We start from the raw sequence: 13,677 nt of genomic DNA, 5'->3' as shown, positions 1-13,677 counted from the left end.
AGGCCCGCTCCCCACGGGGAGCGGGCCTCCGCGTTCCGCGGGACGGCGTCAGCCGACCGAGCGGATCACCACGTCCCCGCTACCGATCAGGATGTTCGCGTCGGTGCGGACCTGGACGTTGCCGTAGAGCACCCGGCCGCTCGCCGGAGCCGCCTTTGCGGTGACCGTGCCCGGCACGGTCCAGGTGGCACCGGTGGCCCGCGGCGCGTCGGCGTCCGTCACCGCCACCGACCCGAAGGCCGGGTTGGCGAAGACGTCGATGTACTTGTACGACGTCGAACCGGTCGGCACCGCGTACCCGTCGACCCGCACCTTCCAGGCACCCGCCGCCGGGTTGTTCACGGTCACCGACTCCTCCGAGTCGCCGTCCGCGCTCTGCCCGGCCGGCACGCAGGTGCCCGAGGTGCAGTTGAACAGGAACAGGTCGAGGTCGGCACCCGGGTCGGAGGTGCCACCGATGGTCGCCCGCAGCTGGGTCGAGCCCGGGGTGACCGTCAGGTCGTACTCCTGCACCTCGTGGTTGGCGATGGTGAACGGACCCTGCCGGGCGCTGCCCAGCGTGGTGCCGGTCGCCCGGCCGGTGAACGAACCCAGCGTGCTGGTCAGGGTGTACGACCGGGACACCGGCGCGTCCACCGTCGCCGACTCGATCACGTCGGGGTTCGGCGTGACGGTGGCCCCGAGGACCGAGGCGGTCAGGGTGAACGGGGTCCACTCCGCGTCCGAGGTACGCCGCGCGTCGACCGTGATCTCCCAGACGCCGGCCATCGGGTCGGACGCCGTCCGGCTGTTCGGCGACCCGGTGGCACAGGCGCCGGCGGTCGGGACGTAGCAGGAGGTCGACGCGTTGTTGTCGATCCCCAGGCCGTACGGGTGGTAGCGCAGGAATCGGGCCTGGCCCGTACCCGCCGCACCGGTCGGCCCGGCGAAGTCCACCTTCAGCGCCGGGGTGCCGGTCGGCACCCGGACGTAGTAGTGCAGCGACTGGTTGCGCCCGACCTTGCCCTCCACCGTCACCTGGTAGTTGGCCGAGGCCTCGAAGGTGTGCGGGGCGATGACCGTGTTCATCGTCTGGTGGTCGACGCCGGCGGTGGCCGGGTCGTCGAGCCGCAGGACCGCCGAGTGGGCGCCCGGGCTCGCCGGGTTGATCTGTACGGTCACGGTGACCGGCTTGTTCAGCGGCAGCGAGACCGACGCCGGCGCCGAGAACGTGCCGTCGTTGCCCACCCAGGACAGGTTGTAGGTGATCGCCTTCGACCCACCGCTGGTGCGGGTGAAGGTGTAGGTCCGGGTGTACGCCTTACCGGCCGTCACGCCCTCGCGGTCGTAGATGCCCACGCCCTTGCCGGGCGTGGCGAGGAACCCGGAGAGGACGGTGTTGACCGCCACGGACGAGGTGATGTCGACCGTCTTGATGTTGGTGCGTAGCAGCTCGTACGCCGCCGGCACGTTGATCAGGCCGGCGCCCTGCTCGTACGCCCCGGTGTTGTCGATGAACCGCGCCGAGGACATGAGGGCCTGGCGGAGCTGGGCCGGCTGGGCCTGGACCCCGTCCGCCTTGGCGGCGCCGACGAGCAGCGCACCGGCACCGGCGGCCTGGGGAGCGGCCATCGAGGTGCCGTTGAACATGGCGTACCCCGGCGGCAGCGCGTACGTGCCGGGGACCGGCCCGCCCGCCTGCCAGGTGGGCACCGTCGAGATCGCCGAACCCGGCGCGATCACGTTGGGCTTGAAGCCGCCGTCCTCGCGCGGGCCGCGCGAGCTGTAGTAGTGCAGGCTCTCCGCGTACGGCGACTTGGAGCCGTAGTTCGACAGCCAGGTGTCGTCGGTGATGTACGAACCGACGCTCACCACCTTCTCCGCCACCGACGGGTCGCCGACGGTGTTCGTGCCCGGCCCGCTGTTGCCGGCCGAGAAGAACATCTGCACGCCGTACTGCTCGATGAGCCGGTTGTAGAGGGCCGCGCGGGTGTTGTTGCCGTCGTTCAGGGCCGGGAGCCCGCCGATCGACATGTTGATGACGTCCACGTCGGCCTGCTTGGCCGCGTAGATCATGCCTTCGATCATGGCGTGCGAGGTGCAGCCGGCCACGAAGAGGCAGACCCGGACGGAGACGAGTTTGGCGCCGGGGGCGGCGCCGGTCATCGCGCCACCGAACATGCCGTTGGCGGCCACGATGCCGGCGACGTGCGAACCGTGCGCGCCGGAGACGATGCCGACGTTGACGAACTTGCCCTTGCCGTCGATCTGCACCACGAACGGCATCGACTCGGCGACGGCGGTCGCCGGGTTGTCGGTGCCGAAGGCGCCCACGTCGTTGCGGACCTTGTAGTCGGTCATCGCCGACTGGTCGGCGAAGGAGCCGTCCTGGTCGGTGTCGACCCAGACGGTCGACTCGCCGTCCCACAGCACACCGAAGACGCCGCTGCTGCCGGCCGGGTTGCCGTCGCGGTTGACGTCGCTGCCCACCTCGCCGCCGAGGTTGGGGTGGCGCTCGTTGAACGTGCCGAAGTGGTACGAGCCGTTGCCCGGGGCGGTCCAGCTCCGCCCGCCCGCGGTAAAGGTCGAACCGGCGACGTTCGTGGCCATGCTGACCCAGGTGGGGTCACTGTCGTCGGTCGGGTGCGTCGCGGTGACCCAGTCGACGATCTTGCGCTCGCCGGTGGTGGTCGTCTGGAGCGCCGGGTGGGCCAGGTCGACGCCGGTGTCGATGATCGCCACGGTGGTCCCGCGGCCGTCCCGGGCAGGGTTCGCGGCGGTGAAGCCCGCCGCGCCGGTGTCCCGGATCGGCATGTACGGGTTGTCGGCGGGGGTGCCGGCGCCGGGCGCGGGCTGCGGGGCGGGTGCCTCGCTGCCGTCCGGTCGCGGGTCGGGCAGCTCGACGACGGCGTCGACCTCCACCGTCTGCACGCCCGTCAGCTTCGCGACCTGCTCGGCACGGTCGACCGCGACGCGTACCCGCAGGTAGCCGAGGTCGTCGTCGCGGTAGCCGATCTCGGCGCCGAGGCCGGTGAGACCGTCGGCGACGGTGCGGGCCTGCCCCGCCTTCGCGGCGATGAGCAGGGTGACGGTCTTGTCGCCCTTGGCCCGGGCCTCGGCCAGGCGGTCCAGGTCGGCGGGACTCCACCCGGCGGTGGCGGCCTTCAGGGCGCCGACGTCGGTGGACTGGCCGGCGGCGGCCGGGTTGGCCACCGCCGTCAGGGTCAGGGCGCCGGCGGTGACCGCCGACGCCAGGAGCGCGGCCGTGGTGCGGCCGCGCCGACTGCGGGGTTTCTTCACGTCTCTTCCTCCGAGGAGAGCGAGGGGGACCCTGGGGGGTTCAGGGACATGCCCGGCGACGTCCGTGAGCCAGCTCACGCCGTCACTCCTCCCAGCGATTGCTGTGACGCTGGCGTTACGTGTGACCGGCGCCTCCGTAACAATGACGCGAATACTTGCTCAGCGACAACGATGAATAGGCATAACGATGCGTCGATCGGCCATCAGCGGCCACCCGGACGGCCGATGACCTGTCTGGACCCTCGGTTGCGGGCACGGCGGCCGGTCACCGAGAGGGCGGGCCGGTAGGACGTACAGGAGCCCGCCCCCGGGCGGGGACGGGCTCCTGCGGTGCTACCGGTGGATCAGTTCACGGCACCGATGGAGACGGCGCCGCGACCGACGACCGCGCCCTCCGACGTCACCACGGCCAGCTCACCGTAGAGCTCCCGGCCGGCGGCCGGGGTGGACTGGGCGGTCACGGTGCCCGACAGGGTGCCGGTCGCCCCGTGCCCCAGGGTGAGCGGGGTGGCCGACGCCGACAGGGTGCCGAGCGCGGGGGCGGAGAACGAGTCCCGGTAGTCGTAGGCGGTGCTGCCACCGGCCCCGTCCACCGCGTACGCGTCCACGACGATCCGGTACGTGCCCGCCACCGGGTTGGCGACGGTCACCGCCTCCTCCGAGTCGCCGTCGGCCTGCTGCCCGACCAGGGTGGTGCCCCGATAGACGTACAGGTCGAGGTCGGCGCTGGCGTTCGACGGGTTGCCGATGCGGGCGGTGAAGCTGGTCGCGCCCGCCGGCACCTCGACCGTGAACTCCTGCTGAGCCAGCTCGACGATGGTCGGCCGCTCGGCGTGGACGCTGGACAGCGGACCGCCCTGGCCGGTCACCGCGACCGGGCCGAAGTTGTTCTTCAGCGACCAGGTCACCGGGGTCGCCGTACCGGCGTCGACCGCCGGCAGCTCGACCACGGCCGGCTCGACCGCGACGCCCTGGACCCGTGCCTGGAGCTGGAACGGGTTGTTCAGCGACGGCGAGGTGCGTCGGGACTCCACCTCGATCTCCCAGACACCCGGGACTGGGTTCTGGTAGTCCCGCTCCTGCGGCTTGCAGGTGGCGGCGTTCGAGAAGTTGGTGTAGCAGTTCAGGCTGGAGGTGCTCTCCACCGGCACGCCGTACGGGTTGAAGGCGATGAACCGGGTGTGCGAGCCGGTCGCGATGCCCGAGAGGTTCACCTGCAGCGCCCCGGCGCCCGGCGGCACCGTCACGAAGTACGACGTGAAGCCGTTCCGGTCGACCGAGCCCTCCGCCGTGAACGAGAACTCCGGCTTCCGGACGTCGTTCGAGGCCACCACCACGGCGGACACCTCGAAGTCGATCCCGGTGGTCGCCGGGTCGTCGATGGTCACGATCGTGCCGTGCGCGCCGGCGGTCCTCGGCCTGGCGGTGACCGCGACGGTGACCGTCCTGTTCAGCGGCAGGGCGACGGTCTTCGGCGCGGAGAACGTGCCGTCGTTGCCCCGCAGCCCGACGTTGTGCTTCACGGTGCCGGCCGGGCCGCTGGTGCGGGTCAGCTCGACCTGGTAGGTCTTCGACTGGCCGACCTTGTGCCCGCCGTCGGCCGAGCCGCAGCGGTTGTAGACGCCGGTGCCCCGGTTCGGGGTGCCGAGCTGACCGGAGAGCACCGTGCAGACCGGGGCGTCGGAGGTGTACGAGCGGGTCTCCACACCCTTGCGCAGCAGCTTCCACGCACCCGGCACGTCGAACATGCCGTAGCCCTGGCCGTACGTCGGGACGCCGGCGATCGGCTTGGCGGAGCTGTAGATCGCCCGTCGCAGCATCGCCGGCGTGACGCCCCTGTCGGTCGCCCTGGCTGCCGACAGCAGCAGCGCCGCGGCGCCGGCGGCCTGCGGGGAGGCCATCGAGGTGCCGTTGAACATCCCGTAGCCCGGCGGGAGGGCGTAACCGGCCTCGGGGACCGGGCTGCCGGCCTGCCAGACCGGGGTGGTGGAGATGGCCGAACCCGGCGCGGCGATGTTCGGCTTGGCGCCGCCGTCCTCGCGCGGGCCCCGCGAGGAGAAGTTGAACAGCGCGTTCTTCGTCTTCACGACCGAGCCGTAGTTCGCCAACCAGGTGTCCTTGCTGATGCTGGCAGCGACGCTGACCACGTTGGCCGACGCGGACGGGTCGCCGATGGTGTTCAGGCCCGGGCCGGAGTTGCCGGCCGAGATGAACATCTGCACGCCGTAGGTGGTGATCAGGTTGTTGTACAGCTCGGCGCGGGCGTTGTTGCCGTCGTTCAGCGCGGGCAGGCCGCCGATCGACATGTTGATGACGTCGACGCCACGGTTGATGACCAGGTCGGCCATGCCGGTGGTGAGGGCGGCGTACGTGCAGCCGCCACCCCACGAGCAGGCCCGGGCGGAGACCAGTTTGGCGCCGGGGGCGGCACCGTCGAACGCGTCGTTGCCCAGCATGTCGTTGGCGGCGGTGATGCCGGCGACGTGGGTGCCGTGCGCGCTCTCGATGATGCCGATGTTCACGTAGTCGACCAGGCCGGGGCCGCCGACCGGGGCGGTGTCCACGCCCTTGCGGTACTCGACCACGAACGACATCCGCTCCTTGACCGCCGTCGCCGGGTCGTCGGTGCCGAAGTGGCCGATGTCGAACTTCTCCTTGTACGGCCGCATGACGGCCTCGTCGGTGAAGTCGTTGTCCTGGTCGGTGTCGACCCAGATGTTGTTGGTGGCCGGGTCGAAGAGGATGCCAAAGGCGTCGGTCCGGTCGCCGTCGCGGTTGACGTCACCGCCCGGCTCGCTGTTGTTGGTGACGGACTCGCTGAACCGGTTGAACCGGTAGGTGCCCGCCGGAGCGGTCCAGGTGGCACCCGCCGCGCTGAACGTCGGGCCGGTCACCTCGGCGATCATCGGACGCCAGGTCGCGTCCTCGAACGGGTCCGTCGCGGTGACCCAGTCGACGATCTTGCGCTCACCGGTGGTGGTCGCCTGGAGCGCCGGGTGCTCCAGGTCCACGCCGGAGTCCATGATGCCGATCGTGACGCCGCGCCCGTCCCACTCCGGGTGCTCGTCGACGAACCGGACCGCGCCGGTCTCGTTGGTCGGCATGTACGGGTTGGCGGCACGGGTGTCGGCGCCCGGACCGCTCAGCGTCGCGCCCTGCCTGGCGGTCTTCTGGCCGGACGGCGCCGCCTCCGGCTTCGGGTCGGGACGCTGGATCGTCTCGTCCAGGTCGACCGCGGAGACGCCGGGCAGCGTCGCGGCCTTGACCACCCGGTCGGTGGGCACCTTGGCCAGGACGTAGCCGATCGTGTCGTACCGCTCGGTGACGGCCGCGCCGAGACCCTTCAGGTCGTCGGCGACGTCCTTCGCCGCGCCCTTCTCGGTCGCGACGATCAGGGTGACAGTGGCGGCCTTCTTGGCCTCCGCCTCGGCGAGCAGCTTGGCGTCGTGTGAGCCCAGCGCCTCGACGGGGGTTGCCGGTGCGGTGCTGGGTGCGGCGGGTGCGGCGCTTGCGGTGGCACCGCCCGCGACGGTCACGGCACTGGCCGCCATGACCGACGCGAAGAGCGCGGCGGAGGTACGCCGGCTCAGGTTTCGGGGTTTGCTCACGTTCTCTTCCTCCAGAGAACAGGGCCCTCTCAGATGCAGGGCACGCGTGAGCGAAATCCTTCGGGGTATCGATGTCCGGTGTCACTACCGCCGAGTTCGTTGTGACCATCTCGTGACATGCGTGGACACGCATTGTCACATCCACCGCCGGGTGTGGACGGACGGTGAACGTCCACTCAGGATCCCGGCTCCAGCAGCTCCGGTGCCTGGGGCTGCCGCGGAGTGATCTCGACCTGCGTCGGCGTGGCCAGCTCGTCGTCGGAGACGCCCAACTCGGCGAGCTTGCGGGCGCTGACCAGCACCCGCGCCTCCAGCGAGCCCACCGCCCGGTTGTACGCGGTGACCGCCCCGCCGAGCGACGCCCCCAACTTCCCGACATGGTCGCCGAGTGTGGACAGCCGCCCGTACAGCTCACGGGCGAGGGAGTGCACCGCCACCGCGTTGCGGGCCAGCGCCTCCTGCCGCCACGAGTAGGCGACCGTGCGCAGCAGCGCGACCAGGGTGGCCGGCGTCGCGAGCACCACGTTGCGGGCGAACGCGTGCTCCAGCAGCGTGGGGTCGCGCTGCAACGCGACGTCGAGGAACGGGTCGGCCGGCACGAACAGCACCACGAACTCGGGCGCCTGGTCGAACGCCGCCCAGTACGACTTGGCGGCCAGCGCGTCCACGTGGGCCCGCACGTGTTTCGCGTGCGCGTCGAGGTGGGCGTCGCGGCCACGCTCGTCGCGCGCCTCCATCGCGGTCAGGTACGCCTCGAACGGCGCCTTCGCGTCGACCACCACCGACCGGCCGCCGTGCAGGCGCACCACCAGGTCGGGCCGGACGCCCTGGTGGTCGGTCGCGGCGGTGACCTGCTCGGCGAAGTCGCAGTGCTCCAGCATGCCGGCCGCCTCGACGATGCGACGCAGCTGGTGCTCGCCCCACCGGCCCCGCACCTGGGGTGCCCGCAGTGCCGCCACGAGCTGCTTGGTCTCCGTGCGCAGCTCACCGGAGACCGTGCTCATCGTGCGGACCTGCTCGCGCAGCTCGGCGTACGCGTCGACCCGGTCGCGTTCCAGCTCGGCGACGCGCAGCTCGTACCGCCGCAGGGTTTCGTGCAGGGGCGCCACCGCGCGGGCCACCGCCTCCTGGGACTGGGCGGTGGCCTCGTAGCTGAGCGCGCGCATGGACTGCTCCAGGCGGCCCTCGCCCTCCCGGGTGGCCGCGAGGGTGGCCTCCAGCCGGGCGATCTCGGTGGCGGACCGGACGCGGGCGGCGTACCAGCCCACCGCGCCACCCGCGGCGAGGCAGACGACCACCACGGCCAGCGTCGAGAAGTCCATGCCGCGAGCTTGCCAAACGGGTACGACGGGGCGCGCGTGGGTAGGTACCCGTCATGGACCTGGAACTTCTGCTGTGTCTCGGCATCGTGGTTCTCGGCGCGGTGATCGCCCTCGCGGTAGCCCGCGCTCAGAGCGGCGCCCGTCGCGGCGACGAACTGGCCGACGCGCGGGCGGAGGCGCAGCGCTGGTACGAGCGCCTCGGGGGTCAGTTGATGAACCTCCACGGGGAGGAGCCCGCGGTCCGGCAGGCCCTCGCGGACGCAGGGGAGCGGTACAACGCCGCCGGCTCCCAGCTGGAGCAGGCGCGGACGCCGCACCAGTTCGCGCTCGCCCGGGAGACCGCGCTGGAGGGCCTGGCGTACATCCGGGCGGCCCGTACCGCGATGGGCATCGACCCGGGGCCGGACCTGCCGCCGCTCGCCGCGGCCCGGGGCACCGGGCAGCTCACCCGGGAGCGCGAGGTGGACGTCCAGGGGCAGACGTTCAAGGCCGGCCCGCAGCCGGGCCGGGACACCCCCTACTACTACCCGGGCGGGCGGTTCCAGGGCCGGCCGGTGCCGGCCGGCTGGTACTCGACGCCGTGGTGGAAGACGGCGCTGGGCGCCGGCGCGGGCGTGGTCGGCGGCCTGCTGATCGCCGACGCGCTCTTCTCCCCGATGTGGGGCGATCCCGGGTACGGCTACGAGGAGGGTTTCCAGGACGGCGCCGACTACGGCGACCAGGGTGACGTCGGCGACCAGGGCGACGTCGGTGGCGAGGGCGCCGGTGACTTCGGCGGAGGAGACTTCGGGGGCGGCGACTTCGGCGGGGGCGACTTCGGGGGCGGCGACTTCTGAGGAGCCGCCGGCCCCCGTCCCCGTACCTCAGCCGGTGTTGCGCATGCCGGCGGCGATGCCGTTGACCGTGGTGAGCAGGGCCCGCTCCAGCGCGGTGCCGTCGCTCGGCGCGCGCCGGCCGCCCGGCGCGGTGGCCAGCGCCCGGCCCGCCGCGCCGGACTCCCGGTACTGCCGGAGCAGCGCCACCTGGAGGTGGTGCAGCGGCTCCAGGTAGGTGTCCCGTACCGCGAGGGTCCGCTGGAGCACCGGTGAACTCTCCAGCAGGGCGGGCGAGGCGGTCACCGCGAGGACCTCCCGCTTGGTCAGCTCATACTCCTGCTCGATCTTGTGGAAGATCGGGTGCAGCTTCTTCGGCACCAGCGTCTCCACGTACCGGCGGGCGATCGTCAGGTCGGTCTTGGTCAGCATCATCTCGACGTTCGACAGGAACGTCCGGAAGAAGTGCCAGCTGCGGTGCATCTCGGCGAGCACGTCGGCGTGGCCGGCCTCCCGGGCGGCGGCGAGGCCGCTGCCCACCCCGAACCAGCCGGGGACGATCTGCCGGGTCTGCGTCCAGCCGAACACCCACGGGATGGCCCGCAGGCCCGCGAGCCCGGCCCCCGTGTTCGGCCGCTTCGCCGGCCGGGAGCCGATGTTCAGCGCGCCGAGCAGCTCGGTGGGGGTGGAAGCCCAGAAGTACGCGGGCAGGTCCGGGTCCTCCACGAGCGACCGGTACGACCGGAACGCCGCCCCGCTGACCACGTCCATCGTCGCGTCCCAGCGCTCCAGCATCTCGGCGGGCTGCCGGGGCGCGGTGTGCAGCAGCGTCGCCTGGAGCACGGCGGCCATGGTCAGCTCCAGGTTCTCCCGGGCCAGCGCGGGCAGCGTGTACTTGTCCGAGATCACCTCGCCCTGCTCGGTCACCTTGATCGCGCCGTCCAGCGTCCCGTACGGCTGCGCCAGGATCGCGTCGTGCGTGGGCCCGCCGCCCCGGCCGACCGTGCCGCCGCGACCGTGGAAGAGCCGCAGGTGCACGCCGTGCCGGGCGGCGACGTCACGCAGCGCGCGCTGCGCCCGGTGGATGGACCACTGGCTGGTGGTGATGCCGGCCTCCTTGTTGGAGTCGGAGTAGCCCAGCATCACCTCCTGCACGTCACCGCGGGCCGCGACCAGCGCCCGGTACGCCGGCAGCGACAGCAGCTCGTCCAGCAGCTCACCGCCGGCGTTCAGCTCGGTGGGGGTCTCCAGCAGCGGCACGAAGCCGATGCGCGCACGCCCGCTGTGCACGTCGATCAGGCCGGCCTCGCGGGCCAGCACGACCGCGGCGAGCACGTCGTCCACGCCGAGGGTCATCGAGATGATGTACGACTCGATCACCTCGGCGCCGAACCGGTCCTGCGCCTCCCGGATCGTGCCGAACACGTCGAACGTCTTGCGGGCCGACTCGGTGAGCGGCGTGTCGAGGGTGGACAGCGGCCGGCGACCGGTCAGCTCGTCGGCGAGCAGCTTGGTGCGCTCCAGCCGGCTCAGCGACGGGTAGTCCTCCACCTCGCCCACCGCGCCGTACAGCTGCGCCAGCACCTCGTGGTGCTTCTCGGCGTGCTCGCGGACGTCCATGGTCGCGAGGTGCAGGCCGAACGCGGACACCGTACGGATGGTCGACGCGAGCCGGCCCACGGCGGTGAGCTGGCCGGAGTTGCGGGCCAGCGAGGCGCGCAGCAGCTCCAGGTCGGCGATCAGCTCGCCGGACCCGCGGTAGTCCCGCCCCGGCACGTGGGCGGTGCCCTGCCGCAGCCGCTGCCGGGTGTTGGCGAGCTTCGCCTTCACGCAGCGGGCCTTCAGCCGGTACGGCTCCTCGGCGTTGACCCGGCGGAACCGCGGTGCCACCTCGGGCAGCGCGTCGAGGTCGGCGGCGAGGCTGGCGGAGAGGTCCAGCGAGACGCCGCGCAGCCGGCGGGAGACCGACACCTCGTTGATGAGCTGGTCCATCGCCTTCTCGGTGGCCGCGATGCCGTGCTCGTGCTGGATGATCAGCACTTCGCGGGTCACCGTCGGGGTGACGAACGGGTTGCCGTCCCGGTCGCCGCCGATCCAGGTGCCGAACGTCAGCGGCCGGGCGGTCGGCGAGGTCTCCACCCCGAGCGTGCGGAGCGTGTCGGCGAGGTCGTCGAGCACCTGCGGCGCCGCCTCGGCGTACAGGTCGCGCAGGTAGTAGATGGCGTTGCGCGCCTCGTCGGTCGGGTCCGGCCGGTCCAGCCGCAGCTCGTCGGTCTGCCACATGAGGTCGAGCAGCTCGGCGAGGCGGCGGTTGGCCGGGCCCTCGTCGCTGGCCCCGTACAGGATCGCGTTGGTGGTCTCGGTGTCCAGCTCGTCGGCGATCGCGCGGAGCTTCGACAGGATCGACCGGCGGGCGGCCTCGGTGGGGTGGGCGGTGAAGACCGGGCGGACCGCGAGGCGGCGCGCCACCGCGGCGATCTCCTCGGCGGGCACCCCGCGCTCGGCGATCATCTTGGCCGCCTGGTCCAGCCAGCCGCCCTGGATCGCGCGGCGACGGCGCAGGTCACGGGCGCGGTGGACCTGCTCGGTGATGTTGGCCAGGTGGAAGTACGTGGAGAAGGCGCGGGCCAGCTTCGTGCCCGTGGTGACGTCCAGCCCGGCGAGCCGCTGCGCGGCGGCGGGGGCGTCGGTGCGGACCTGGGCGCGGATGTCCTCGACGAGGTCGAGCAGGGGGCGGCCCTCCTGGCGGGCGAGGGTCTGCCCGAGCAGGGTGCCGAGGCGGCGGATGTCGGCGCGCAGCGCGGCGTCGGGGCCGTCGTGGTCGTGCTGGTCGGTCACGGTGCGCTCCTTACGTGAGTACGAAGGACAGCGCTGTCCGACTCCCTGGATCGTATCCGCGCGGACCGGGGTGTAAGGAGGGGCCCCTCGTCAACGCCTTCTGTTGTGGAAGGCTCCGTTCCTGACACCTCAGGCGTTCGCGCTGCTCCCGGCCGGTGCGACGGCAGGGTGTGCCGGCCGTGGCGGTGGAGGAGGGTGTCGCCGATCACTCCGCCAGCCTAGGGTCCGGTTCGAACGTGTCATGCCGTTTCGCCCCGTCGCCGACGCGGATATCCACTGGCGTGCGTCGGTACCGTGCGGATCATGCCGACGTTGCGCTATCCGCCGAAGCCGCGCCCCGGTGACCGGGTCGCGGTCGTCTCCCCGTCCGCCGGTCTGCCGGGCCTCTTCCCCGAGGTGTACGAGCTGGGTCTGCGCCGGCTGCGCGACGACCTCGGCCTGGAACCGGTCGAGTACCCGACGACGCGCGTCATGGGCGCCGACACGCGCGACCGGGCGCGGGACCTGACCGCCGCCTTCGCCGACCCCACGGTCACCGCCGTGCTGGCCACCGTCGGCGGGGAGGACCTGATCACGGTCACGCCGCACCTCGACGACGCGGTGCTGCGGGCGAACCCGAAGCCGTACTTCGGCTACTCGGACAACACCAACATGCTGAACCACCTGCACCGGTTGGGCATCGTCAGCTACCACGGCGGGTCGGTGCTGGTGCACCTCGGCCGGTCCGGGGCTGCGCACCCGCTCACGTTCGACTCGCTGCGCGCCGCGCTCTTCACCTCCGACTGGTACGACCTGACCCCGGCCACCGAGTGGGGCGACCAGCCGAACGACTGGAACGACACCGCCACGCTCGACCGCGAGCCGGTGATGTTCCCGGGTTCGGGCTGGACCTGGGCCGGGCCGCAGCGGGTGGTCGAGGGCCGGATCTGGGGCGGGAACCTGGAGGTGCTGCACTGGCTGCTCGCCGCCGACCGGGTCGCGCCCGTGGCGGACCTGGCCGGGGCGGTCTTCGTGCTGGAGACCTCCGAGGAGCTGCCGTCGGCCACCGAGGTCTTCCGGATGCTGCGCAACCTGGGGGAGCGGGGGCTGCTCGGTACGTTCCCCGCCGTGCTGGTCGGGCGGCCGAAGGCGTGGGAGTTCAGCCGGCCGCTCGGCGCGGCGGAGAAGGTCGCGTACGCGGAGGAGCAGCGGGCGGCGGTGACCCGGGCGCTCGCGACGTACAACCCGGACGCGGTCGTCGTGTTCGACCTGGACATCGGGCACACGGACCCGCAGCTCATCCTCCCGTACGGCGGCGACGTCCGCGTCGACGCGGTGGATCGCCGCATCTCGGTGCGCTACTGACCGCCCGGCTCGCGAACGAAAACCCCAGCCCCGGGGGCTCCCTCAACAAGTCCCCGGGCTTTCAGCCAGTCGATTGCTGATCGGACGACCTGGCGTACACGCCGAACTGGGCGCACAGCTCAGTGCCGGACGGCAGCTTGGCGCCCGGTTGGTACTCGCCGGACTCGATCCGCTTGGTCAGTGTGTCGATCAGCTGTTGCTTCTTGGTGTACGCAGGCATGGGCAGACTTCCGTGGCAGGTATGCGAGGGCGCGAATGGCTTGCACCTGTCGCGGCTGCTCGATGCAGCCGTCCGAAGCGACGAAGTGTTCCAGGCGCGGGTCGGGTTGTGGCGAATGGATGTCGGTCCGATTCCGCCCGCCGGGCTGTTGCTCGAACTCTCCGCCGGTTCCGAAGTCGAGCGGTGTCCGATCGGGCTGGCGCAGTTCGCCCTTAGATCCACACGACATCCTGCAACTCGTGGTGTCGGGGACG

8 protein-coding genes are annotated in these 13,677 nt (G+C 72.0%); 3 read left to right on the top strand and 5 right to left on the bottom strand.

Annotated features, from left to right (window positions below; genetic code table 11):
- Positions 1-48: 48 nt before the first annotated feature.
- The 3 genes from HCJ94_RS11970 to HCJ94_RS11960 all read right to left on the bottom strand — a co-directional run bounded on the left by HCJ94_RS11970 (position 49) and on the right by HCJ94_RS11960 (position 8,209).
- Positions 49-3,279, bottom strand: coding sequence for a S8 family serine peptidase (locus HCJ94_RS11970; RefSeq protein ID WP_168001072.1), 3,231 nt, complete (start codon positions 3,277-3,279; stop codon positions 49-51).
- A 344-nt stretch (positions 3,280-3,623) separates the two neighbouring features.
- Entirely contained in the window at positions 3,624-6,887 is a 3,264-nt protein-coding gene (locus tag HCJ94_RS11965; protein ID WP_168001071.1) for a S8 family serine peptidase, read from the bottom strand.
- 176 nt (positions 6,888-7,063) lie between these two features.
- Positions 7,064-8,209, bottom strand: coding sequence for a DNA recombination protein RmuC (locus HCJ94_RS11960; protein WP_168001070.1), 1,146 nt, complete (start codon positions 8,207-8,209; stop codon positions 7,064-7,066).
- Between the two features lie 53 nt (positions 8,210-8,262).
- Between HCJ94_RS11960 and HCJ94_RS11955 the strand changes: the two genes are divergently transcribed.
- Complete coding sequence (locus tag HCJ94_RS11955) at positions 8,263-9,045, top strand: hypothetical protein (RefSeq protein ID WP_168001069.1); 783 nt, start codon at positions 8,263-8,265, stop codon at positions 9,043-9,045.
- Positions 9,046-9,072: 27 nt separating this feature from the next.
- Here HCJ94_RS11955 and ppc read toward each other — a convergent pair whose 3' ends face one another.
- Positions 9,073-11,859, bottom strand: a complete 2,787-nt coding sequence (gene ppc / locus HCJ94_RS11950) for a phosphoenolpyruvate carboxylase (protein WP_168001068.1) — start codon at positions 11,857-11,859, stop codon at positions 9,073-9,075.
- 303 nt (positions 11,860-12,162) lie between these two features.
- Here ppc and HCJ94_RS11945 point away from each other — a divergent pair, with 303 nt between their 5' ends.
- The gene (locus HCJ94_RS11945) at positions 12,163-13,203 is read left to right on the top strand and encodes a S66 family peptidase (RefSeq protein ID WP_168001067.1); all 1,041 of its coding nucleotides are present in this window, start codon (positions 12,163-12,165) and stop codon (positions 13,201-13,203) included.
- 61 nt (positions 13,204-13,264) lie between these two features.
- Here the strand turns inward: HCJ94_RS11945 and HCJ94_RS11940 are convergent, their stop codons facing one another.
- Positions 13,265-13,423: a GntR family transcriptional regulator gene (locus tag HCJ94_RS11940; RefSeq protein ID WP_240944160.1), complete on the bottom strand. Its 159-nt coding sequence runs from the start codon at positions 13,421-13,423 to the stop codon at positions 13,265-13,267.
- On the opposite strand from HCJ94_RS11940, the gene HCJ94_RS29610 reads away from it, so the two are divergent.
- A partial coding sequence (locus tag HCJ94_RS29610; RefSeq protein ID WP_205801124.1) for a hypothetical protein occupies positions 13,422-13,677 on the top strand: 256 nt, incomplete at its 3' end. The two genes, HCJ94_RS11940 and HCJ94_RS29610, sit on opposite strands and share 2 nt — an antisense overlap.

The organism is Micromonospora thermarum (assembly GCF_012034245.1).
GTDB classification, from domain to species: domain Bacteria; phylum Actinomycetota; class Actinomycetes; order Mycobacteriales; family Micromonosporaceae; genus Micromonospora; species Micromonospora thermarum.
This window is presented reverse-complemented; position numbering and strand designations above follow the sequence as displayed.